This is a genomic window from Caballeronia glathei (genome assembly GCF_000698595.1).
GTDB lineage: Bacteria > Pseudomonadota > Gammaproteobacteria > Burkholderiales > Burkholderiaceae > Caballeronia > Caballeronia glathei.
The window spans coordinates 1-23,379 of record NZ_JFHC01000046.1 but is presented as its reverse complement, the minus strand read 5'-3'; the positions used below and the strand labels follow the sequence as shown (position 1 = coordinate 23,379).

Here is a 23,379-nt window from a genome sequence, read left to right as displayed (position 1 = left end):
AATCACCGGGCTGCTGCGGGAAGGCCTACTGCACCGACACGCCCGCGAAGTTCTGCCGTCCGAACGGGCTCACGTGGTAGCCGCTCACGTTGGTGCGCGTGAGCGCGGCCGCCGTCGGATACGCGAGCGGAATCCACAGCGCCTGATCGTGGATGATCCGTTGCGCATCCACGTAGGCCTTCGTGCGCTTCGCGACATCGGGCGTGGCCTTGCCGTCGGCGATGAGCTTGTCGAGCTGCGGGTCGCAATAGCGCGCGAAGTTGATGCCCGACTTCACCGCGCTGCAACTGAAGAGCGGCGACAGATAATTGTCCGGGTCGCCGTTGTCGCCGGCCCAGCCCATGAACAGCATGTCGTGCTGACCCTGCTTCGCTTCCCGGATCAGTTCGCCCCATTCGATCACCTTCACCTGGGCCTTCACGCCGATCTTCGCGAGGTCGGCCTGCAGCAGTTCGGCGCCGGCCTTCGGATTCGGATTCAGCACGCTGCCGTTCGGGCGAACCCAGATCGTCGTTTCGAAGCCGTTCGGAAAGCCCGCTTCGGCGAGCAGCTTCTTCGCCTTGTCGGCTGAATACGCGTACGCGCTCACCGACTTGTCATAGCTCCACGTGTTCGGCGGGAACGGATTCACGGCGGGCGTCGCCGTGTTGTCGAAGACGGCCTTGAGATACGTCGAGCGATCGAACGCCTCGTTGAGCGCCTGGCGCACCTTCGGGTTGTCGAGCGGCTTTTTCTGCGTGTTCAGCGCGACGAACGCAGTCATGAACGCGGGCGTCTCGCTGACCTTCAGCGCCTTGTCGCGCCTCGCATCGAGCACGTCCTGCGGCTTCGGCGAGAGCGCAATCTGGCATTCGCCCGCCTTGATCTTCTGCGCGCGCACCGATGCGTCGGGCGTGATCGCGTAGATCAGGCGGTCCACCTTCGGCTTCGGTCCCCAGTACGCGGGGTTCACGTCGTAGCGGATCACCGCGTCCTTCGTGTAGCTCTTCAGCACGAACGGGCCGGTGCCCACCGGCTTCGCGTTCAGATCGGTCTGGCGGTTCGCCTTGAGCAGCTGATCGGCGTACTGCGCCGAATAGATCGACGCGAAGCCCATCGTCAGGATCGGCAGGAAAGTGGCGTTCGGTTCGTTGAGTTCGAACCTGACGGTGCTGTCGTCCACCTTGCTCACCGACTTGATCAGCTTCACGAGCCCCATCGACTGCGCATGCGGAAAGCCGCTTGCGCCCGCGACCTTGTGCCAGGGGTTGCTGTCGGAGAGCATGCGCTCGAACGTGAACACGACGTCGTCGGCGTCGAGCGTGCGGGTTGGCTTGAAGTAGTCGGTGGTCTGGAACTGCACGTTGGGCCGCAGATGGAACGTGTAGGTGAGGCCGTCGCCGCTGACGTCCCACTTTTCCGCCAGCGACGGCGCGACTTTCTTCGATGCTTCGTCGTAGGAGACGAGCGTGTTGAAGATCACGTCCGCCGATGCATTCGTCGTGACGAGCGAATTGAACTGCACGACGTCGAAGCCGTCCGGGCTCGATTCCGTGCAGACGGTGAGCGGCTTGGCCGTTGCGAGCATGGGTGTGGCAAGCAGCACTGCCGCCGCGAGCAGGTTGAAGCGCATGGGATCTCCCGGTCATTCCTTGTTGTTCGAAGGGCGCGGCGCCTTTAACGCAAGGCGCGCACCCGCGCCGGTAGATTATCGAAGCGCGGCGGCCGCGACAACGACGCGATCCGCATATCGACATATCCCTGTTCGTGATCAACGACGCGCGCCTTGCCGAATTGCGCCCCGCGGGATAAACTCGACCCCGTCTTTGGGGAGTAGCCTTCCTTCCGCTCATGGGAGGAGAACGCGTCAACATCCTCGGCTTTTCTGCCGTGGCGCGTTCGGCCGGTCAGGTCTGGCGAGACCATCGATGCATCGTGTCGTTCCTGGTCGGACGGCGCGTGGTGCATCGTGGTTCGCAGACGTCCGACCGTGGAATCATCGTGTCCCCAAAACTTACAATACTTTCCCTGCTGCGCGCCATCGCGTCCGTGCCCGTTTCCGCACGAGGTGCCGCATGACGACGCTGTTCATCGAACTCGCGCTGATGCTCGCCGTCATTCTCGTGGCGTCGGAGCTCTTCACCAACGCGCTCGAACATCTCGGCGACAGGCTGGGCATCTCCGAAGGCGTGACCGGCTCGCTCTTCGCAGCGGTCGGCACTGCGCTGCCCGAGACTACCGTGCCGATCATCGCGCTCCTCGGCGGCACGGCGAGCCGCGCGGTCAACGAGGAGATCGGCGTGGGCGCGATTCTCGGCGCGCCGCTCATGCTCGCGACGCTTTCAACCTGCCTGATGACGCTCGCGATCCTGAAGTCGCGCGGCATGAAAGGCGTGATCAGCCCCGAGCGCAGCGGCTTCAAGCGCGACCTCAACTTCTTTCTCTGCGCGTTCCTGATCGCGGCCGGCGCGATGTTCGTGCCGCATCACGCGTGGCAGGTGCGGGCGCTGTTCGCCGCGGGTCTCGTCGGGCTGTATGTGATCTATGTGATCTCGACATTTAGGGCGTCGGCGGGGCTCGTGGAGAACGGGCATGTCACCGAGGCGCCGGAGCATCTCTTCATTGCGCGGCTCGGCCTCCCGACGACGCTCGCCACCATCGTGCTGCAGTTCTGTTTTGGCATCGCGCTTCTGGTCGGCGGCGCGAAGGGCTTCATCCACGGCGTCGAGGGCGTGTCGCAGGCGCTGGGCGTCTCGGCGCTGCTGCTGTCGCTGATCATCATCCCGATCGCGACCGAACTGCCAGAAAAGGTGAACAGCATCCTGTGGGCGCGGCGCGGCAAGGATACGCTCGCGTTCGGCAACATCACGGGCGCGATGGTGTTCCAGGGCACGCTGCTGCCCGCCATCGGCATCATGCTGACGCCTTGGGAGCCGCGCGTCGAAGTGCTGACGGGCGTGCTGATCACGATCGCGGCGGCGGCGTGGCTGCGCTTCAATGCGCGCCGCAACGGCGTCGTGCTGTGGGCGCTGCTCGGTAACGGCGTGCTCTACGGGGCCTATCTCGGGCTGACGCTCGGGCGCTGAGCGCCGAATCGCGGGGCGACCCGGCGCCGCGTGAGGGGCGATAAAAAATGCCCGCACATGGCGGGCATCGAAGGCGAAGCACCGCGCCGCTGCTACCGGCGCGTTGTTCTTTTTGTTACCGGGTGTCCTTCATAAGCGTGCGGCCTGCTGATAGAGGCCCGCCGCGTTCGCCTGATCCATCGAGCGCCGATGATTCGCAACGAGCGCCGCCTGAGCCGTCTGGGCCGCCTGCATCATCGATGCGGTGCTCGACTGGATCCGGCGGATCGTCGCGAGCGCGTAGGCATCCTGGTCTGCCTCCAGCGACATCAGATACGGCGAGCGCGCCTCGGCGAGGTGCGCGGCGCGCGGCCAGTCGCCCGCAGCTGCGGCGGCTTCGATCGCTTCGGTCAGCGACCAGGCTTGTTGGATTGCATCCTGCTGGTTCATGGCCTCGTCGCTCCGCGGTTACTTGTTGGTCGCGAGCGCGCCGGCGCTGTTGGTGCCGCCGAAGAGCTGCGTCAGGTAGTTCGACTGGTTCGCCATCTGCGACATCAGCGTGTTGAGCGCGGTGAATTGCTGGTTGTACGACGTGGTGAGGTCGGCGGTGTACGCAGCGAGTTGCGTTTGCTGGTCGGCGATGCTCTTCAGGTCGGCGTTGAGCGCGGTGGTGCGGGTGTCGATGATGCCGCCGGTCGAGAGGAACGACGACAGGCTGTTGTTCAGCGTGGCCGCGACCCCGGTCACCGAGTTGAAGAGCGATGCGACCGTGCCGGAGTTGCTGGAGATCGCGGCGGTAAGCGCGTCTTCGTCGGTCTTGAGTGTGCCGTCCGGCTGCAGCGTGATCCCGATCGACGCGAGATTGACCTGATCCTTGCCCGTGCCCACGCCCTTGCTGATGATGGTTGCGAGCGTGTTCTTGATGGTGTTCATCATCGAGTCGCCGAGCAGCGCGCCGCCTTGCGAGCCCTTTGCCTGCGTTGCATCGAAGGTCGTCAGCGAGGACGCCGTGCTGACGTAGTTGTTGTACGCGGTGACGAAGGCTTCGATCGCCGTCTTCTGGCCGTCCGTGTCCTGCCCGATGGTGAGCGTCTGCGGATCGCCGACCGATTCGGACGTGAGCGTAAGCGTGACGCCCGAGATCGCGTCCTTGACCGTATTGCTTGCGCTCGTGACTTCGGTGCCCGCGATCGTGAAGAGCGCGTCCTGTCCGGCGACGCTCTGCGTCCAGTTGCCGGAGCCGTCGACGACCGTATGTTCCGGCACGGTGATCGTCTTCGTCGGGTCGTCCGGATCGGGACCGGTGGTCGAGGTGCTCGATGTGACGTCGAGCTTGTTGAGCGCCGCGTCGCTGGAGGTGACGTCGATGTCGATGCCGTTCGCGAGACCTGTCGACGAGGAGCGCAGCACGAGATGCGCGCCGTCCTTGCCGTTGACGATGGCCGCCGTGACGCCCGGATTGTCCGGCGCCGAGTTGATTGCCGAGGCGATGCCCGACAGAGTGTTGTTGCCGTCGGTGATGTTGATCGTCATGTCCTTGCCGCCCACCGACAGCTTCATCGTGCCGGTGCCGAGCTTGTCTGTCGCGTTGAACGCGCCGGACGTGATTGACTGCGACGTGGCGATGTTCGTAACGTTCACCGCGTAGCTGCCCGCGACGGCGCCGGCCGCCGTGGTTGCCGTCACGCCCTTGCCGTCGGCGGTGGCGGTGAATGCGGAGAGCGTCGTGCCGTCGTAGAGCGACTTCAGCGAGCTTTGCAGGAGCGACAGGACCGATTTGAGCGAACCGACGGCGGTCAGTTGCGTGTTGTCGCTGTTCAGCTTCGCGTTGAGCGTGTCGGTCTGACCCGCCACCTTGGCGTTGACGATCGCGCTGACGAGGGAGTTCACGTCCATCGACGAGTTGGTCGAGCCGCTGATGATCGACTGCGCTGCCTGCTGTACCGCGCTGTTCGGATCGACAGTGGAACCCGATGTACTGGTTACGGTGGTCATCAATTACTCCGTTCGTGGCACTGCGGATCGTTGAAATGTTCTGGAAACGCGGACTGGGAGGCAAGCCCCCCAGCGTTTTCTTTTTTGCTTCATCCGGCGCGCATTCTAGCTGCGTTGCATTGCGCGCCGGTTACAGCGTCGGCGATGCTTAGCCGAGGAGCTTCAGGACCTGCTGCGGCAGCGAGTTCGCCTGAGCCAGCACCGAGATACCGGCTTGTTGCAGCACTTGCGCCTTGCTCAGGTTCGCGGTTTCCTGCGCGAAGTTCGCGTCGGTGATCTGCGATTGAGCGGACGACAGGTTGGTCGCCTGGGCCGTTTGCGTCGAAGCGATCGAGCTGAAGCGGTTTTGCGCAGCGCCGAGGTTTGCTTGCAGCGCGTTCACGGTGTTCAGCGCGTTGTCGATCGATTCGATCGCGATATTGGCGCCGTTTGCCGTCGTGAGGTCGATTGCCGACACCTGGACCGGGTTGTTCTGCGCGTTGGCCGTAGCAACACCGGCGCGGCCTGCCAGTTCGTTCGTCGTGCCGAAGCCGGTCGGTGCGGTGGCGCCGAGTGCGCCGCCGGCCGTGAAGGCGATCGTGCTGCCTGCGGGCGGCGTGCCCGTGCCCGGCGTGATGGTGAAGAGTGCTGCTGCGCTGCCGCTCAGTGCGTTGCCGTCCTGGTCGGTGAACTTGAATCCGCCGTTGCCGTCGCCGAGGACGTTGATCGACGTGATCGCCGCGGTCGAGCCCGTGGCGGCCGTGCCGTCGGCGTTGAGCAGCACGCCGGTGATCGTGCCGAGCTTGGCGTTGTTGCCGGCGTACGGCGAAGCCGTCGTGCCGAGGGTCGCGCCGTTGGCCGTGCTGAGGGTGGTCAGCGTGGCTGCTGCGGCCGTCTGAGCCGTCGCCTGCACCGTCGTGCCGAAAGCGCCGGCGGCGGTAGCCTTCAGGGTCAGCGGCTGGCCGCTGCCTGCCGTGGCCGCACCGAACAGCGCGGTCGAAGCCGCCGACGACAGAGCCTGGTTGTTCTGGTCGGTGAACGTGAAGCCGCCCTTGCCGTCAGCGAGAACGTTGATCGTCGTGACGGCAGCCGTGCCGGTGCCCGTGTATGCCGTGCCGTCGGCTTGCAGGCTGACGCCCGTGATCGAGCCGATCGTCGAACCCTTTTGCGCCACGCCGCCGCCCAGCTGGGCCGCCGACACGCCCTTGGTCAGGTCGATGTTGATCGTCTGGCCGACGTTCGCGCCAACCTGGAACGTCACATTGCCAGCCGAGCCGTCGAGCACGTTCGTGCCGTTGTACGTCGTTTGCGAAGCGATACGGTTCACTTCAGCGATACGCTGCGTCACTTCCTTCTGGAGCGCCGCCTGGTCGGTCGCCGACAGCGAGCCGCTCGAAGCCTGCACCGCCAGCTGGCGGATACGCTGCAGGTTGTCCGTAATCTGGTTCAGGCCGCTCGATGCGGTTTGCGTCATCGAAACGCCGTCGTTCGCGTTCGACACACCCTGGTTCAAGCCGTTGATCTGCGACGTCATGCGCGACGCAATCGCCTGGCCCGCTGCATCGTCCGCTGCGCTGTTGATGCGCTTGCCAGACGACAGACGCGTGATTGCCGACGACAGTGCGTTCTGCGTGCCGTTCAGGTTCTGCTGGGCGACCAGCGAGTTGATATTGCTATTGATACCGATCATATGAATTCTCCTGAGAGATCTATTGGCGAATACACCGTCTTGTTGCCTGGCGGTCCCGCGCTGCGTGTGATAGCCGGCCGCCTACTTGTGGTTAGCGGCCCATGAAAAAAAAACTTGAGGGGCTCGCAAACGATTTGTGTAATGAATAGGAGGCGGCCGGCAACCGCCCGCAATCGCGCGTATCCTTCTTGTCCGGTATTCAATCGACAGGAGAGCGTCATGCCACGCCGCACCATCGGAACCTCGGAACTTCAAGTCGCGCCGCTCATGTTCGGCGGCAACGTCTTCGGCTGGACCGCCGACGAACGCACGTCGTTTTCCATCCTCGACGCGTTTGTCGACCACGGCCTGAATTTCATCGACACCGCAGATGTCTACTCCGCCTGGATCGACGGCCACGTGGGCGGCGAGTCGGAGACGATCATCGGCAAGTGGTTCAGGGAGAGCGGCAAGCGCGACAAGATCGTGCTCGCGACCAAGGTCGGCATGCTGGGCACGCGCGCGGGGCTGTCGGCGGCGAACATCGAGGCGGCCGTCAACGATTCGCTGCGCCGCCTGAAAACGGATTACATCGACGTCTATTTCTCCCATATCGACGACGCCGCGACGCCGCTCGAGGAGACGCTCGGCGCCTACCAGAAGCTCGTCAAGGCGGGCAAGGTGCGGGTGATCGGGGCGTCGAATTACACCGGCGAGCGGGTCGCGGAGGCGCTCGCGGTGTCGAAGGAGGCGGGCTTGCCGGCCTATCAGGTGCTTCAGCCCGAGTACAACCTTTACAACCGCGAGGGCTACGAAATCGACATCGAGCCGGTCGCGCAGGCGCACAAGCTGGCGGTCGTCACGTATTTCAGCCTGGCGAGCGGCTTTCTGAGCGGCAAATACCGCTCGAAGGCGGACACGGAGCAGGCGGCGCGCGGCTCACGCGTGGAGAAGTACATGAACGACCGGGGCTTCCGGATCATCGATGCGCTCGTCGACGTGGCCAGACGCAACGACACGACCCCCGCGACGGTCGCGCTCGCCTGGATCATCGCCCGGCCGAGCGTGACGGCGCCGATTGCGAGCGCCACGTCGGTCGCGCAGCTCGAAAGCCTGGCTGCGGCGACGCGCCTCGCGCTTCCCCCCGAGGACCTCGCGGCGCTCGACGAAGCCAGCGCAGCGTCGAAATAATGAATCACATCAGATAGTTGGAAGGGTTGGCGGGCGCGCTTCGTTCTGGTAACATCGCGCCCGAATCGAGATTTTTGCCCGACGGCGCGGCGTTTTCAGGCGGCGCCCGGCGGCCCAAAGTGCGCCATTTCAGTGTTTTTCTCGAATGCGCATGCCGTTTTCGGCGGTGAATCCCAACTCTCTCTTTTCCGGCCTCCGTGGCCGCTTTGCTCGTGTCCGCCGTGTCGGGCGGACGATCGGAGTGCCGGCGCGTGGTACTGGACCGCAAGGCCCGGCTCGACGCAGTCACAAATACGTTTAGCGATTTAGGAATTCCATGACCACTATTGTTTTGAAAGAAAACGAGCCGTTCGACGTGGCGATTCGCCGTTTCCGTCGCACGATCGAAAAGAACGGCCTGATCGCCGAACTGCGCGAACGCCAGTCCTACGAAAAGCCGACCACGGCGCGCAAGCGCAAGAAGGCCGCCGCGGTGAGCCGTCTGCGCAAGCGCCTGCGCAGCCAGATGCTGCCGAAGAAGATGCACTGAGCATCTTCAAGCCGCGGCCGAAAACGGCTGCGGCAAGCAAAACGGCGGTGCGACCCGAAAGGGCGCACCGCCGTTTTGCTTTGTTTTGCCCGTATGCGTGTGGCTTGCGCCCGGCTAGATGAACGCGTGCCGCCTGCCGAGCGCGTTGAGCAGATGGGGCCACTGGTCGACGCTGGCGTCGTCGTGAACCTGCTCCAGTTCGATCAGCAACTCGACGATGCTCGGGTCGTACGCGTTTACATTCGATGCGTACAGCGCCTGCAGCAGCTTGCCGTCCCGTGCGTGGCGGTAATACGAGATGCCGATGCCCTCGATGTCCGGGTCATATACGTCGTCGCTCACGAGCGAGCCGATCGCGCATTTGCGCCCGTGCGCGCTGCGCAGCCGGCATGAGCCGTTGTCGTCTTCCGACACGGCGCGCTGTTTCAGCAGATGCGCGCTCACGCGCTCGTAAATCTCTCTGGCACTCAACATCACAACACCTGCAACCTCACGCAGCGGTTTTCAGAAGCTCGGCCGAGAGGCCGAATTGTCGCGCGATCGACGCCAGCCGCTCGCGCCATTCCCATCTGCCGAACACGTCGTGCACGTTCTGCAGGCAGCTCAGCAGTTCGACGGTGGTCGGGTCGAACACGTTGATCCGCGAGCGAAGGAGCGCGCGCTTGAGCGCCGCGACGCCGACATCCATATACGCCGGCACGGCCTCCGGCGCTTTCGCGATGTAGCGGATCGGCACCCCTTCCATCGCCGTCATGTAGTCACGCGGCTTGATGAACCTGCCGACCGGGCAGCCCCCGCAGTAACCGCGATACGCGCCGCCCCCGTGAGGCAGCAAAGCCGTTTGCCCCTGGCCGAAAAGATGCTGCACGGCGCTGTTGAAAATCTCCTGATGTGTCAGGAAGTTAAGGCTTTTCATGTTCGTTCTCCCCTGCGCCTCTGGCGCAGCGGCCAATCGTTGAATATCGAGCAACCTGCACTTGCAGTCCCGGATTCGAGCGTCGTTGCCAGACCGTTGCCAGCAATAAAAAGAAGACGCGCTTCGTGTCCGCGGACCGCTTCGAGCACTTGGTTTTGCCACCATCTGGCGCACGGTCTCACAGCGCCTCGTGTGCTCGCGACGGCTCCCACACTTCGTTGAAGGGTTCGCCTCACCGTCAGTTATAACGATTCGCCCCGGTTAAAAGGTGCGCTAGCACACGCGAGCGCGCAATTTTGACACGGAGCGAACGATCGTGCAGTGCGGCAAGAATCCATTGGTTCATTGCAGGACAAGCAACGCGGCGTGCTTCACCGCAAAAAAAGCAGGCTCTATCGGGATTTTCCCGTAGGCGGGGGAAGAAGCACCCGGAAGCGTTGCGAAAAAGCAAAGATCTTCGCCTGATAAAACCGGAAGGCGCCGCTATTTCGCCGCCTTCGGGGCAGTCTTGCGCGGCGCCTTGGCCGCTGCCTTCCTGGCGGGCTTCTTCGCGGTGCGCGCGAGACAATCGGCCTCGTGGTCGTTGACCATGCCCGTCGCCTGCATGAACGCGTAGCAGATGGTCGTGCCGATGAACTTGCAGCCGTATTGCTTGAGCGCGCGGCTCAGCGCGTCGGATTCGGCCGTGGACGCCGGCGCGTGGTGATAGGAGTCGCGCGGCGTGTCGATCGGCGTGTCGCCGACGAACGACCACACGAAGGCCCCGAACGAGCCGTGCTCCGCCTGGATGCGCTGGATCGCGCGGGCATTGAGAATCGCGGACTCGATCTTCGCGCGGTTGCGCACGATGCGGGCGTCGACGACGATCCGCGCGACGTCGTCCTCGGTGAAGCGCGCGACCTTGTCGATGTCGAACCCGGCGAACAGCGCGCGATAGCCTTCGCGCTTGTTGAGGATCGTCGACCACGACAACCCCGCCTGCGCGCCCTCCAGCACCAGCATTTCGAAAAGATGCTGGTCGTCGTGAGACGGCACGCCCCATTCGGTGTCGTGGTAGTGCGCCATCGCTTCGGTGGTGGCCCAACTGCATCGGTGTTGCGCTGTTGTATCCATGGTCTCGTCCATCGGTATTTTCGTGTCGCGTCAGCATAGCGGAATGGGCATCGCCGGCAACATCGTCCGTTCGGCCGATTGGCGGCGATTGGCGGCGAGTGGCCGCGCCGGTAAGCTTGCGGGCATGACTACTTCATTGCATTCGAATATGGCCCCGCAGGGGTATCTGATCGGCATCGACGGCGGCGGCAGCGGCACGCGCGTCGTGCTGGCCGATACGCGCGGGCGCGAACTGGCGCGCGCGGCGGGCGGCCCGTCAGGGCTCGGACTGGGTGTCGCGCGGGCGTGGCGCGAGATCGAAGCCGCCTGCGAGCGCGCCTTCGCGGCGGCCGGCCTGTCGCTGGACTGGGCGGCATGTTCGCTCGGCTGCGGGCTCGCGGGCGTGAACCACGCCGGCTGGCTCGCGGAATTTCGCGCGCTCGCGCCCGGCCTGCGTGCGCTCGCGGTCGAAAGCGACGCCTATACGACCCTTCTCGGTGCTCATGGCGGCGCGCCCGGCGTGATCGTCGCGCTCGGCACCGGCAGCATCGCGGCGGCGCTCGATGCAAAGGGCGCGTGCCGGATCGCGGGCGGCTACGGATTTCCGAGCGGTGACGAGGCAAGCGGGGCCTGGCTCGGCCTGCGCGCCGTCGTCCATCTGCAGCGGGTGCTCGACGGCCGTGCGCCTGCCGACGCATGGTCGGACGCGCTGCTCGCGCTGACGGGCGCGACGGATCGCGACAACCTCGTCGTGTGGCTGTGCGCAGCCAACCAGACCGCCTACGCGACGCTCGCGCCGAGCGTGTTCGAGCATCGCGGCCACCCGTTCGCCGCGGCCCTGCTCGCGGATGCGGGCCGCGAAATCGAGCGGCTCGTGGCCGCGCTCGACCCGGCAGGCGCGCTGCCAGTCGCCCTGTGCGGCGGGCTGGCCGAGCCGTACGAGCCGCTGGTGCCGCCCGCGCTGCGGGACCGCTTGCGCGCGCCCGCCGCCGATTCGGCGGCCGGTGCGCTGCAACTCGCGCGGCGCGCGCTGGCGGCTGCACCGGCCGGGCACTCGCGCGCAAGTTAAAATAGCAAGCTTCGTTCTACCGGCCATTGCCGCAAAAAGGCGTTCATGTATCCAGTCATTGCCACCGATCTCGACGGCACGCTTCTCAACAGCGACCATCAGGTCGACGCGTTCACCGTCGCAACCCTTCGCCGACTCGAATCGGAGGGCGTGCGCTTCGTGATCGCGACGGGGCGCCATTACCGCGACGTGGCGGGCATTCGCGACGTGCTCGGCATCGACGCGTACCTGATCACGTCGAATGGCGCGCGGGTTCACGCGCCGGACGACACGCGCGTCTACTCGCGCGACCTCGATCCGGCCGCGGTGCGCCAGCTCGTGCAGCCCGAACTGGCGGGCGGCGAGGGCCGGGTGATCGTCAATCTGTTCGCCGACGACGCCTGGCTGATCGACCGCCACGCACCCGAGCTGCTCGTGTTCCACCAGGATTCGGGCTTCAAGTACGAGGTGATGGACCTGCGCGAGCACGATGGCGAGGATATCGCGAAGGTGCTGTACATCGGCGAGCCGAAGGATCTGGAGGAAACGGCGGCCAACCTGAGGCGTGAGTTCGGCGACGCGCTCTACGTCACCTATTCGCTGCCGGACTGTCTCGAGGTGATGACGGCGGATGTATCGAAGGGAAGGGCGCTTCGCTTCGTGCTGGACCGGCTCGACGTCGATCCGGCGCACTGCGTTGCGTTCGGCGACAACATGAACGACATCGACCTGCTGGAGACGGCCGGCCATCCGTTCATGATGAACAACGCGAACCCGCATCTGATCAGCCGTCTGCCGCACGTGCCGCGCATCGGCAACAACTTCGAGGCGGGTGTCGCGCACCAGTTGCGCAAGCTGTTCGGGATCGCCGACGAACTGGCGTCGCCGGGGCAGGCGCCGGACTAGGCGTCACCGGAGGGCATCGCAATCCATGCGGGCATCACAAACAGAAAAGGGAGCAGTCGCTCCCTTTTTCGTTCATGTCGCGCCGGGCGTGTTATCCGCGACGATCCCAGCCGCCGCCGTGGCCGCGGCCGTGATCCCAGCCCGTGCGGTTCCAGCGGCCGTTGTCATGGCCGTACCCGTCCCAGCGCGGTTCGGCGTGGCGCCAGTGCGGCGCGCGGTACACCGGCGCGGGCCGGACATAGACCGGGGCGGGGCGCACATAGGTAGGCGCATAAGCCGGCGCATAAGCCGGAGCGCCGAGCGACAGACCGATGTTCAGGTCGGTGTGTGCCTGAGCGGCGCCGGCGGCGCCAAGCGCGAGACCGGTGGCAACGAGCAGATGGGTGACGATGCGCTTCATGTTGTTTCTCCTGGAAAGCGACGTCTGTCGCATGAGTCCAATGTAAGCAGCGGCCGTCTTACACGCTTCGACGAGTTGTTACGGGATGCAAGCGTCTCGTAAGGGTTCGAGTGCGGCGTGACCGCAGCGCCCGCCTTGGCGCCAAGCGGCCTGCGGCCTGTTTGAGCGCTTGCGTCACGCGCCGTGGGAAGGAAAAAGCGTCGGCGCTTGTAAACGGGCATTACATTTGTCGCGCCGAATTCATATTCGGCGGCCCTTCGCGCCCGCGCCAGCAAAGAAACGGGCGCCGAAGCGCCCATTTTCGTGGTCAGCCGATGCCGTCCGGCTTACTTCTCACGGGAGAGAAGCGGATAAACCACGCCGGCCATGACCGCGCCGATGATCGGTGCAACCCAGAACAGCCACAGTTGTCCGATCGCGGCGCCGCCGACGAAAAGCGCCGGCCCGGTCGAGCGCGCCGGATTGACCGACGTGTTCGTGACAGGAATCGAGATCAGGTGGATCAGCGTGAGGCACAGGCCGATCGCGATAGGCGCGAAGCCCGAGGGCGCGCGGTGGTCGGTCGCGCCGAGAATCACGAACAGGAAGAAGAACGTCATCACGACTTCGCAGACGAGCGCGGCGACCATCGTGTACTGGCCGGGGGAGTGCTCGCCGAAACCGTTCGTGGCGAAGCCGCTCGCAACGAGATCGAAGCCCGGCGCGCCCGTGGCGATCACCGACAGCGTGTACGCGCCGAGCGTCGCGCCGATGACCTGCGCGACGATGTAGGGCACGAGATCGCGAGCCGGGAAGCGGCCGGCGACCCAGGCCGATGCTCACCGCCGGGTTGAGGTGGCAGCCGGAAATATGGCCGATCGCGTAAGCCATCGTGAGCACGGTGAGACCGAACGCGAGCGAGACACCCGCAAGGCCGATGCCGACGTGCGGGAAAGCGGCGGCGAGCACGGCGCTTCCGCAGCCGCCCAGCACCAGCCAGAAAGTACCGAACATTTCTGCGCCGAGGCGCTTTGATAATTGCATGATTCTGCTTGTCCTGAAAAAGATGAAATAAAGCCGGGGATTAAATAAAGCGGACTAAAGAATAATGTCCCGTGCGGGTGCGCAGTTTAATGTCGCCCGCCCCGCGAGTTTGTCAAAAATGGTTAACTGGCTTTATAAAGCGTGGATCTTTTTTCGAGACAAGTAGCGTCAGCGCGGCTTTGGAGGGGAAATAAATATTCGGCGCAAATACTTGGCGCAATTTGCAAATAACATTTGCCGCCAATTGCGTCTTCTATTCGATATCGCTAGTCTTTACGATTACTCCGATTTCCAATTAAAGGCAGAAACAATGTCCCAATACACCGAGCTGAAGGCACAGATCACAAAGCTTCAGGCGCAGGCGGATCGCGCCCGTGAGGCGGAACTCGAAGCCGTGGTCGCGGACATTCGCCGGAAGATCGTCGAATACGGACTCACCGCGCGGGATCTGGGTTTCGGCCTTGCACGGCGCGGCCGTCCGCCGAAAAAGGAACCGCTGCCGCCCGTCTATCAGGACCCGAAAACCGGCGTGACGTGGAATGGGCGGGGCAAGCCGCCCCCGCTGGATCGCGGGGAAGAATCGCGACCGGTTTCTGATCGACCGCGCCTAGATTCACATGGCGCGGGCAGCAAATATCCGCGCAAAAAAATACCGCCCGAAATCGGGCGGTATTGTCGGACGATATGGCGCGCAGCTGGCGCAACGGCTGCCGAAGCGGCAAGCCGTTTCAGGATTACCCCACGGCGACCTGGCGCAGCACCGGACGCTTTGCTGCCTGCAGCATCGTCGTATAGCTTTCGACGTAATTCTGCGCCATCGTCCGCGCGCTGAAGCGGCGTTCGAATTGCGCGCGGATTTCCGGGCGCGACAGTTCGTCGAGGCGCTGCAGTGCGCCCACCGCGCCCTGCACGTCCTCGCAGATGAAGCCGGTCACGCCGTGGTCGATCACTTCCGGCACGGAACCGCGGTTGAACGCGATCACCGGCGTGCCGCACGCCATCGCCTCGATCATCACGAGGCCGAACGGCTCGGACCAGTCGATCGGGAACAGCAGCGCCTTCGCACCCGAGAGGAACTCCGGCTTCTGCGCCTCGTTGATCTCGCCGACGAACTCCACGTGCGCCTGCGAGAGCAGCGGCTCGATCGTCGTCTTGAAGTATTCCTGGTCGACCTTGTCCACCTTGGCGGCGATCTTCAGCGGCAGACCGCTTTGCGCAGCGATCTTGATGGCGAGATCGGCGCGTTTTTCCGGACAAATGCGGCCGAGAAACGCGAGATATTCCGGTTCCTTGTGCGTCTGGGGCGTCAGGAGGTTTTCCGGGAGACCGTGGTAAATCGTGTTCAGCCACGCGGCTTGCGGCAGCGGCAGGCGCTGCGAATCGGAGATCGAAATCACCGGCGCCTTCGTGAACGTGTTGAAGATCGGCTGTAGTTCCGGCAGGTCGAGGCGGCCGTGCAGCGTGGTGACGAACGGCGTGTCGAGCTGGGAAAACAGCGAAAACGGCATGTAGTCGAGGTGAAAGTGCAGCACGTCGAACTCGTGCGCGCGCTGACGGACGCTCTCCAGCAGCAGCATGTGCGGCGCGAGGGCGTCGCGGATCGACGGATCGAGGCGCAACGCGCGCGGCCACGCCGCTTCGAGCGTTGCCTTCGTCTGCGAATCGCCGCTTGCGAAAAGCGTCACATCGTGGCCGAGGTCGACGAGCGCGTCGGTGAGGTAGGACACCACGCGCTCAGTGCCGCCGTAGAATTTCGGGGGGACTGCTTCGTGCAACGGTGCAATTTGGGCGATTCGCATAACGTGACTCTCCTGTTTCGTGAGGGCATCGCACGGTCGCGCCCCTGTCGAGCGCCAAGCGAATGCCTGTCGGACGGACAACGTGTTTGCCGCCGTCCGAAGATCGGCCCGGACATCAGCCGGGTTATCCCTTACGCTCATTATCGGTATCGGGCCGAGGTTTTCGAGTCATTTTTCAATCGCTTAACCTTGTTACAGGACGAAACACCGCCTGTTACGAAGATCAAAATTCAGGCGAAAGCCAGCAAACACGGCTTCGCGGGCGAATTCCAAAAGCCTCTCGTCGATCGGACGTGAGATCAGGGAGCAGTTTTTGAGCCTGCCCCGTTTTGCGCACAACGCGGACGTTGAAAGCCGGAGCGCTTCAGTAATTGGGATCGGTGCCGTTAATCAGAATTAATCCACGGTAACCCGACATTAATCCCGTGTAGGAATTATTCCTACACGGGATTACGTGTTTTTCTGCCGATAAATCGGCACGTTTGTCCGATATCACCGCGCCTTACATTCACCGACAATCGGCTCCAACACTATGGAGCGCGGCCGGATTCGCCTTTTCATGCGTGAATTCGAGCAAACGTTTCCGCAATGGCCTGACCAGCCACGAGTATCGACGGGGAAAAGATGACGACCAGTAATACCAGCACGCTCGCGGAGATCCGCGAGGTGAATCTGTCGTATTTGCTGCTCGCGCAGCGCCTTCTGCGGGAAGACCGGCCATCCGCGATGTTCCGGATGGGCATTTCGGAGCAGCTTGCCGACGTCCTGTCTTCGCTCAGTCTGCCGCAGGTGGTGAAGATTGCCGGATCGAGCCAGCTGCTCTGCCGCTTCCGTTTCGACGACCACGCGATCCTCTCGTCGCTCGCCGACAAGGAAAAGAACGCCGCGCTCGCCCAGACGCATTCGGCGATCCTGATGGCGGGCCAGCCCGCCGCTCAGATCGGCTGAGCGGACTCGGGGCGGCGAACATGGCGACGAAAAGCGTAGTCGCGGAAGTCCGCGAAATCACCCTGGCGATCGAGCTGGTCGAGCTCGGCGCCCGGCTGCAACTGCTCGAGGCGGAAACCAGTCTTTCGCGCGATCGCCTGATCAAGCTCTACAAGGAGCTGAAAGGCGTCTCGCCGCCGAAAGGCATGCTGCCGTTTTCCACCGACTGGTTCATCACGTGGCAGCCGAACATTCATTCGTCGCTGTTCTACAACATCTACCGGTTCATGAGCCAGCACGGCGGCTGCGAGAACATCCAGTCGATCGTGAAGAGCTACCGCCTCTATCTCGAACATACGGAGCTGCACGGCGACGAGCCGGTTCTGAGTCTCACGCGCGCCTGGACGCTGGTGCGCTTCTTCGACTCGGGCATGCTGCAGCTCACCACCTGCACCCGCTGTACGGGGCATTTTGTCGCACATGCCTACGACCCGAGGCACGGCTTCGTGTGCGGGCTGTGCCAGCCGCCGTCGCGCGCGGGCAAGACGCGCAAGGCGAGCGCCGTGCGCGCCGAAGCCGCCGGGGCCGCCGGACAGGCGGACCGCGACGCCGAACTGGCTGCCTAGCGCAAGCGGCGCCGGGCCGTCTGGCCGGCGCGTCATTCGTCAGAAGCGAGAGCCCCGCCCCGTGCGGGGTTTACCGTTTGCCCGTCCGATTTTTTTCCCCAAAGTTTTCGCATCGAGTGCCGTAAACCACTTAACGGCGGTCTTGCCGCATCGAAACGTGAGGACTCGACTGTGCTGATTTTCGTGGGAACACTCGTGACACTGTTGTCGGTCTTCGGCGGTTATGCGCTCGAAGGCGGGCATCTGGGCGCGCTCGTGCAACCGGTCGAAATCCTGATGATCGCGGGCGCGGGCGTGGGTGCATTCATTCTCGGCAACGGCGCGAAGACGATCAAGGCGACGCTGAAAGTCATTCCGACGCTCTTCAAGGGCTCCAAGTACAACAAGGACGTGTACATGGAGCTGATGGCGCTCCTCTACGTCCTGCTCGCGAAGGCGCGCAAGGAAGGGACGCTCACGCTCGAAGCCGACATCGACGATCCCGAGAAAAGCCCGATCTTCAACCAGTACCCGAAAATCCTGGCCGACAAGCACATCGTCGAGTTCCTGACCGACTACCTGCGCCTGATGGTGGGCGGCAACATGAATGCGTTTGAAATCGAAAGTCTCATGGACGAGGAAATCGAAACGCATCACGCCGAGGGCGAAGGCCCGGCACAGGCGCTGCACAAGGTGGGCGACGCGATGCCGGCGTTCGGCATCGTCGCGGCGGTGATGGGCGTCGTGCATACGATGGCTTCCGCCGACCAGCCGCCCGCGGTGCTCGGCGAGATGATCGCGCAGGCGCTCGTCGGCACGTTCCTCGGCATTCTGCTTTCCTACGGCCTGATCGGCCCGCTCGCGAGCGTGGCGGAACAGCGCGTCGCCGAGTCGACGAAGATGTTCCAGTGCATCAAGGTGACGATCCTCGCGAGCCTGAACGGCTACGCGCCCGCCATTGCGGTCGAGTTCGGCCGCAAGGTGCTGTTCTCCACCGAGCGTCCGTCGTTCTCCGAACTGGAGGAGCACGTGCGCCGGGTGAAGGCGAAGTGACGGGCGCACGCGCGCCGCACGTCACGAGAGGGGCACCGCGATGAGTAACGAAAAAGACCGTCCGATCTTCGTCAAGCGCGTCGTTTCCGGCAAGAAGGCGCATCACGGCGGCGCGTGGAAGCTCGCCTACGCCGACTTCATGACCGCGATGATGGCCTTCTTCCTGCTGATGTGGCTGCTGAGCTCGGTGTCGCCGGTGCAGCGGCGCGGTATCGCGGAGTATTTCAACATGCCGCTCAAGGCCGCGATTCTCGGCGGGCCGAGCACCGGCATGGATTCGACCATCCTGAAGGGCGGCGGACGCGACATCTCCAGCCCCGATCCGGCCACGACGCGCATGAGCGACGGCACGCTGACCTGGGGCAAGCGCGCCTCCACGAAGACCGACGAGCAGGCGCTGAAGGACGCGCAGGGCGAACTCGAGCGGCGCGAGCAGGTGCGCCTGCACGACCTGCAGGTGAAGCTGATGGCGGCGATCGAGGCGAATCCGACGCTGCGGCAGTTCAAGCAGCAGATCCGCATCGATTCGACGCTGACCGGTCTGCGCATCGAGATCGTCGATACGCAGAAGCGGCCGATGTTCGCGCTCTCCAGCGACAACGTGCAGCCGTACATGCGCGACATCCTGCGCGAGATCGGCAAGACGCTGAACGACGTGCCGAACCGCATCGTCGTGCAGGGACACACCGACGCCGTGCAGTACGCGGGCGGCGAGAAGGGCTACAGCAACTGGGAGCTGTCGGCGGACCGTGCGAATGCGTCGCGGCGCGAGCTGATCTCGGGCGGCATGGATGAAGCGAAGGTGCTGCGCGTGCTCGGCCTCGCCTCCACGCAGAACCTGAACAAGAAGGACGCGCTCGATCCGGAGAACCGCCGCATCAGCATTATCGTGCTCAACCGCAAGTCGGAGGAAGCGATGACACGCGACGACACCTCGGCGACGACGCTCTTCGACAACGCCGCCGGCGCCACGGGCGACGCGCCTCGCGCGGGTGCAAGGCCGCTCCTCGACAAGCTGGCGCCCGCCGTGACGGTCGCGCCGAAACCCTCGCCGCAGGCCGCGCTCGCGCCCGCCGCGATGGCTGAGGACGAGTCGGCTGTGGCGCAGCGCGTCTCCGTGCCGGCACCTGCCGCCGATCAGTGACGGCACATAACAGGCAAGAGATTTTCATGATCAAGAGCATTCTGGCAATCGACGATTCCGCCGCCATGCGGCAGATCCTCTCGGCGACGCTGATCACTGCCGGCTACGACGTGACCGTCGCGGCGGATGGCATCGAAGGGCTCGAATCGGCGCTCGCGCAGCCGTTCGATCTCGTGCTGACCGATCAGCACATGCCGGGCAGGAACGGGCTGGAACTGATCGTCGCGCTGCGCGGCAATCCTGCGTACAGGGCGACGCCGATACTCGTCCTCACGACCGAAGACGGCGAGCCGTTCAAGGATGCGGCGCGCGCTGCCGGCGCGACCGGCTGGATCGAAAAGCCGCTCGACCCGGAACTGCTGACGGAACTCGTCGCGGCGCTTTCGGACGCGCAGCAGCACGGGCAGGCATTCGACTGAAAACGAAGTAGCGAACACGACACCGGAGCGCACAGCGGCGCCGACTGAACAGCATTTCTGCGATGAATCAAGCATGACACTCGACATTACCCAGTTCTATCAAACCTTCTTCGACGAGGCCGATGAACTGCTCGCGCAAATGGAGCAGTTGCTGCTCGTTCTCGACATCGCGAATCCCGATCCCGAGGATCTCGCGGCGATCTTCCGCGCCGCGCACTCGATCAAGGGCGGCGCCGCGACCTTCGGCTTCACCGCGCTCACCGAGACCACGCACATCCTGGAATCGCTGCTCGACCGCGCGCGCAACAACGAACTCGTCCTGCGCCGCGACATGATCGACACCTTCCTCGCGACAAAGGACGTGCTCTCGGACCAGCTCGCCGCGTATCGCGCGAGCGCCGAGCCGGACGCCGCCGCGGCCGCCGCGATCTGCGCGAAGCTGGAGCGCCTGAAGAACGAGGACGCGCTCATGGCGGCGCCCGCGCTCGAAGCCGTAGACGAAGCCGCAGCCGAACTCGAACTGCAGTTCGCGGCCGCGGATGACGCAGCGGAAGAGCCCTATTTCGCCGACGGCCCGAACGCACCGCCCGCGCATGTGATCGCAGAGGCGCGGGACGCGATCGAGGACGCAGGCGGCTGGGACGGCGCTTTCGATGCGGCTGAAACGGCTGAATCGGCCGACTCGGCACTGGATGCAGGGTCCGTGGAAAGCACGACGCCGGGACACACCGGCGCGGCGTCCGCGGAAGATGGACCCCACCTGAAAATTACGCTACGGGGGGTGGGCGAGAAGGACCAGGCACTGCTGACCGAGGAGCTCGGGAATCTGGGCAGTGTCGTCGGCGAGAAGAAGTCTGGCGGCGACCTCGTGTTGTGGCTCGACTCCGATGTGTCTTCCGACGACATCATCGCCGTGTGCTGTTTCGTGATCGACGAGTCACAGATCACCGTCGGGCGCGGCGACGCGGCCGACGCGGCTCGGAGCAGCGCGCCGGCGGCGCAGGTCGCAGTGGCAGGGCATGAGCAGGCACAAGAGGCCGCGGCACCAGCGCCCAAGGGAGAAGAAGCGGCACCGGCGGCGGCGCAGGCCGCCGCCGGCATCCGCCAGGCAGAGGCGTTTCCAGGCGCGTCGGCGGAGGCGCCGGCGAAGGTGGCCGCTCCCGCCGCGGATGCCGAAAAGAAGGCTCGCCCCGCTGCGGCGGCATCAGCGGAAGGCAGCTCGATTCGCGTCGGCGTGGAGAAGGTCGACCAGTTGATCAACCTCGTCGGCGAACTGGTGATTACGCAGGCGATGCTGGCCGAGACCACCAGCACGTTCGATCCGGCACTGCACGACCGGCTTTTCAACGGCATGGCGCAGCTCGAGCGCAACGCGCGCGACCTGCAGGAAGCCGTGATGTCGATCCGCATGATGCCGATGGATTACGTCTTCAGCCGCTTCCCGCGGCTCGTGCGCGACATCGCGGGCAAGCTCGGCAAGGAAGTGGAGCTCGTCACGTTCGGTCAGGCGACCGAACTCGACAAGAGCCTGATCGAGCGCATCATCGATCCGCTCACGCACCTCGTGCGCAACTCGCTCGATCACGGCATCGAAACCATGGATGCGCGGCGTGCCGCGGGCAAGTCGCCGACCGGGCAGCTCGTGCTCTCGGCGGCGCATCACGGCGGCAACATCGTCATCGAAGTGAGCGACGACGGCGCGGGCCTGCGCCGCGACAAGATTATCGCGAAGGCGCAGAAGCAGGGCATGCAGGTGAGCGAGTCGATGAGCGACGAGGAAGTGTGGCAGCTCATCTTCATGCCGGGCTTCTCCACCGCCGAGCAGGTGACGGATATCTCCGGGCGCGGCGTCGGCATGGACGTGGTCAAGCGCAACATCCAGTCGATGGGCGGGCATGTCGAGATCATGTCGCGCGAGGGGAAGGGCACGACGACGAAGATCGTGCTGCCGCTCACGCTCGCGATCCTCGATGGCATGTCGGTCAAGGTCGGCAACGAGATCTTCATCCTGCCGCTCAACTTCGTGATGGAGTCGCTGCAGCCGGTGGCCGAGGACATCTATACGGTCGCGAACGGCGAGCGTGTCGTGCGCGTGCGCGGCGAATATCTGCCGCTCGTCGCGCTGCACAACGTCTTCTCGGTGGACGGCGCGCGCACCGAACCCACGCAGGGCATCGTCACGATCATGCAGGCCGAGGGACGCCGCTTCGCGATGCTGATCGACGAGCTGGTCGGCCAGCAGCAGGTCGTGGTGAAGAACCTCGAAACGAATTACCGCAAGGTGCACGGCATTTCCGCCGCGACCATCCTGGGCGACGGCAGTGTCGCGCTGATCGTCGACGTCGCAGCACTGAATCGCGAAAGCCGCGCGCAGCACGGCTCGCACTCACTTTCATAACACCCGGCCGATATCTTGGGGGCTCACGTGGCAGCAGACATTCAATCCATCCAGACCGCCGCTCAGTCGCAACGCCGCGACGCGCAACATGCCGAAGCGGCCGGACAGGAGTTTCTCGTCTTCACGCTCGGCGCGGAAGAGTACGGCATCGACATCCTGAAGGTTCAGGAAATTCGCGGCTACGACAACGTTACACGTATCGCCAATGCGCCTGCGTTCATCAAGGGCGTGATCAATCTGCGCGGCATCATCGTGCCGATCGTCGACATGCGCATCAAGTTCAATCTGGGGCGCGTCGAGTATGACAACCAGACGGTCGTGATCATTCTGAACGTCGCGCATCGCGTGGTGGGGATGGTCGTGGATGGCGTGTCGGATGTGCTCACGCTCACGCCGGAACAGGTCATGCCGGCGCCCGAGTTCGGCGCGACGCTTACGACCGAATACCTGACCGGGCTCGGCACCGTCGACGGGCGCATGCTCATTCTCATGGATATCGAGAAGCTCATGACCAGTCGGGAGATGGAGCTCATTGATGCGGTTGCGGCTTGAGGTCTGTTCCGCGGGTGAGGTGTACACCGTTTGATGCGCTAGCGCCCGCATGGAGCTTGTTTTTGTCACTAGTCCGGCTGGTTTGCCCCTAGTGCGGGGCGGAAGTCACTGGCGCACGGTTTGGCGTTGATGCTTGTCAGAACCGTTTGATGCGCTTGTGCTTCTAGGAAGCTTGATTTGTTCGCGGTCTATTAGCTCGCCCCTGTGCGGGGCGGCAGTTACTTTCTTTGCTGCTGCAAAGAAAGTAACCAAAGAAAGCAGCTATTGGGTCAGCGGTGTTAGGACGTGACCACGTTCGAGTTTTTCAGAGTGGCCCGACCGCAGGAGTGTCCACCTCTGAATGTCACCGGGCTTGGTACGCGGACCCACTGCGCCCTCGCGCCCTCGAACGAAGTGGTAAGGCAGTCATTCATCCGTCTCGGCACTGCGTGCCCGACGAAAGGTAGATCGGAGGGGTAGGGTCAGGGCAAAGGGCTTGGATACATGCGAGACGAGCGAAGCGATTGGTTGTGGCATACCTTGCGTCGGAGCGAAGCGAGGACGGAGGAATGATTGCCTTGTCACTTCGTTTAAGGGCGCGATGGCACAGTCGGTCTGCGTACCTATCAGAGTGAAATACAGAGGCGGACACTCCCGCGGTCGGTCCACTCTGAATGAATCAAACGTGGTCACGTCCTAACACCGTATGAT

Annotated in this window: 21 protein-coding genes, 2 pseudogenes and 1 riboswitch; of the genes and pseudogenes, 13 read left to right on the top strand and 10 right to left on the bottom strand. The window is 64.1% G+C overall.

The genetic code is table 11. The features are described from left to right. Positions 1-25: 25 nt before the first annotated feature. A complete protein-coding gene (locus tag BG61_RS25090; protein WP_035942314.1) occupies positions 26-1,612 on the bottom strand; it encodes an ABC transporter substrate-binding protein in 1,587 nt (528 codons plus the stop codon). Positions 1,613-1,795: 183 nt separating this feature from the next. After that, positions 1,796-1,965, top strand: a riboswitch (yybP-ykoY riboswitch). 89 nt (positions 1,966-2,054) lie between these two features. Here BG61_RS25090 and BG61_RS25080 point away from each other — a divergent pair. Beyond that, positions 2,055-3,065 (top strand): sodium:calcium antiporter, encoded by a 1,011-nt coding sequence (locus BG61_RS25080; RefSeq protein ID WP_035942308.1) that lies wholly within the window; start codon positions 2,055-2,057, stop codon positions 3,063-3,065. A 129-nt stretch (positions 3,066-3,194) separates the two neighbouring features. Here BG61_RS25080 and BG61_RS25075 read toward each other — a convergent pair whose 3' ends face one another. The 3 genes from BG61_RS25075 to BG61_RS25065 form a co-directional block, all read right to left on the bottom strand. Beyond that, positions 3,195-3,494, bottom strand: coding sequence for a hypothetical protein (locus tag BG61_RS25075; RefSeq protein WP_035942306.1), 300 nt, complete (start codon positions 3,492-3,494; stop codon positions 3,195-3,197). Positions 3,495-3,512: 18 nt separating this feature from the next. Beyond that, positions 3,513-5,039, bottom strand: coding sequence for a flagellar filament capping protein FliD (gene fliD, locus BG61_RS25070; protein WP_035942303.1), 1,527 nt, complete (start codon positions 5,037-5,039; stop codon positions 3,513-3,515). A 148-nt stretch (positions 5,040-5,187) separates the two neighbouring features. Further along, complete coding sequence (locus tag BG61_RS25065) at positions 5,188-6,708, bottom strand: flagellin N-terminal helical domain-containing protein (RefSeq protein ID WP_035942301.1); 1,521 nt, start codon at positions 6,706-6,708, stop codon at positions 5,188-5,190. A 219-nt stretch (positions 6,709-6,927) separates the two neighbouring features. Between BG61_RS25065 and BG61_RS25060 the strand changes: the two genes are divergently transcribed. Both BG61_RS25060 and rpsU read left to right on the top strand, forming a co-directional pair. Continuing rightward, the gene (locus BG61_RS25060) at positions 6,928-7,878 is read left to right on the top strand and encodes an aldo/keto reductase (protein WP_035942299.1); all 951 of its coding nucleotides are present in this window, start codon (positions 6,928-6,930) and stop codon (positions 7,876-7,878) included. Positions 7,879-8,194: 316 nt separating this feature from the next. Beyond that, positions 8,195-8,407 (top strand): 30S ribosomal protein S21, encoded by a 213-nt coding sequence (gene rpsU, locus BG61_RS25055; protein WP_035942296.1) that lies wholly within the window; start codon positions 8,195-8,197, stop codon positions 8,405-8,407. 114 nt (positions 8,408-8,521) lie between these two features. On the opposite strand, the gene BG61_RS25050 is transcribed toward rpsU, so the two are convergent. The 3 genes from BG61_RS25050 to BG61_RS25040 form a co-directional block, all read right to left on the bottom strand. Next, a complete protein-coding gene (locus BG61_RS25050; RefSeq protein ID WP_035942295.1) occupies positions 8,522-8,881 on the bottom strand; it encodes a phospholipase D-like domain-containing protein in 360 nt (119 codons plus the stop codon). Positions 8,882-8,897: 16 nt separating this feature from the next. Then, the gene (locus tag BG61_RS25045; RefSeq protein ID WP_035942293.1) at positions 8,898-9,323 is read right to left on the bottom strand and encodes a hypothetical protein; all 426 of its coding nucleotides are present in this window, start codon (positions 9,321-9,323) and stop codon (positions 8,898-8,900) included. Between the two features lie 483 nt (positions 9,324-9,806). Next, on the bottom strand, positions 9,807-10,448 hold the full coding sequence (locus BG61_RS25040; protein ID WP_232256456.1) for a DNA-3-methyladenine glycosylase I: 642 nt from the start codon (positions 10,446-10,448) through the stop codon (positions 9,807-9,809). Between the two features lie 112 nt (positions 10,449-10,560). Between BG61_RS25040 and BG61_RS25035 the strand changes: the two genes are divergently transcribed. Both BG61_RS25035 and BG61_RS25030 read left to right on the top strand, forming a co-directional pair. Then, positions 10,561-11,484 carry a glucosamine kinase nucleotide-binding domain-containing protein gene (locus BG61_RS25035; RefSeq protein WP_129572366.1) on the top strand — a complete coding sequence of 308 codons (924 nt, stop codon included), beginning with the start codon at positions 10,561-10,563 and terminating at the stop codon, positions 11,482-11,484. A 45-nt stretch (positions 11,485-11,529) separates the two neighbouring features. Further along, a complete protein-coding gene (locus BG61_RS25030) occupies positions 11,530-12,369 on the top strand; it encodes a Cof-type HAD-IIB family hydrolase (protein ID WP_035942291.1) in 840 nt (279 codons plus the stop codon). 91 nt (positions 12,370-12,460) lie between these two features. On the opposite strand, the gene BG61_RS25025 is transcribed toward BG61_RS25030, so the two are convergent. Both BG61_RS25025 and aqpZ read right to left on the bottom strand, forming a co-directional pair. After that, complete coding sequence (locus BG61_RS25025; protein WP_035942290.1) at positions 12,461-12,769, bottom strand: PXPV repeat protein; 309 nt, start codon at positions 12,767-12,769, stop codon at positions 12,461-12,463. A 326-nt stretch (positions 12,770-13,095) separates the two neighbouring features. Then, positions 13,096-13,792 (bottom strand): annotated as a pseudogene (aqpZ, locus tag BG61_RS25020) (aquaporin Z). Between the two features lie 310 nt (positions 13,793-14,102). On the opposite strand from aqpZ, the pseudogene BG61_RS40345 reads away from it, so the two are divergent. Then, positions 14,103-14,403 (top strand): annotated as a pseudogene (locus BG61_RS40345) (H-NS histone family protein). Positions 14,404-14,526: 123 nt separating this feature from the next. Here BG61_RS40345 and BG61_RS25015 read toward each other — a convergent pair. After that, positions 14,527-15,591 (bottom strand): glycosyltransferase family 4 protein, encoded by a 1,065-nt coding sequence (locus BG61_RS25015; protein WP_035942289.1) that lies wholly within the window; start codon positions 15,589-15,591, stop codon positions 14,527-14,529. A gap of 624 nt (positions 15,592-16,215) precedes the next feature. On the opposite strand from BG61_RS25015, the gene flhD reads away from it, so the two are divergent. The 7 genes from flhD (at position 16,216) to cheW (ending at position 22,689) form a co-directional block, all read left to right on the top strand. Then, a complete protein-coding gene (gene flhD, locus BG61_RS25010; RefSeq protein WP_035942288.1) occupies positions 16,216-16,539 on the top strand; it encodes a flagellar transcriptional regulator FlhD in 324 nt (107 codons plus the stop codon). A 20-nt stretch (positions 16,540-16,559) separates the two neighbouring features. Then, positions 16,560-17,144, top strand: a complete 585-nt coding sequence (gene flhC, locus BG61_RS25005; protein WP_051672780.1) for a flagellar transcriptional regulator FlhC — start codon at positions 16,560-16,562, stop codon at positions 17,142-17,144. Between the two features lie 171 nt (positions 17,145-17,315). After that, positions 17,316-18,176 carry a flagellar motor stator protein MotA gene (gene motA / locus BG61_RS25000; protein WP_035942287.1) on the top strand — a complete coding sequence of 287 codons (861 nt, stop codon included), beginning with the start codon at positions 17,316-17,318 and terminating at the stop codon, positions 18,174-18,176. Between the two features lie 40 nt (positions 18,177-18,216). Beyond that, the gene (gene motB / locus BG61_RS24995) at positions 18,217-19,320 is read left to right on the top strand and encodes a flagellar motor protein MotB (protein WP_081868183.1); all 1,104 of its coding nucleotides are present in this window, start codon (positions 18,217-18,219) and stop codon (positions 19,318-19,320) included. A 26-nt stretch (positions 19,321-19,346) separates the two neighbouring features. Then, positions 19,347-19,739, top strand: a complete 393-nt coding sequence (locus BG61_RS24990) for a response regulator (RefSeq protein ID WP_035942285.1) — start codon at positions 19,347-19,349, stop codon at positions 19,737-19,739. A 73-nt stretch (positions 19,740-19,812) separates the two neighbouring features. Continuing rightward, the gene (cheA, locus tag BG61_RS24985) at positions 19,813-22,137 is read left to right on the top strand and encodes a chemotaxis protein CheA (RefSeq protein ID WP_035942284.1); all 2,325 of its coding nucleotides are present in this window, start codon (positions 19,813-19,815) and stop codon (positions 22,135-22,137) included. A gap of 27 nt (positions 22,138-22,164) precedes the next feature. Continuing rightward, the gene (gene cheW, locus BG61_RS24980) at positions 22,165-22,689 is read left to right on the top strand and encodes a chemotaxis protein CheW (RefSeq protein ID WP_051672779.1); all 525 of its coding nucleotides are present in this window, start codon (positions 22,165-22,167) and stop codon (positions 22,687-22,689) included. Positions 22,690-23,379 lie beyond the last annotated feature (690 nt).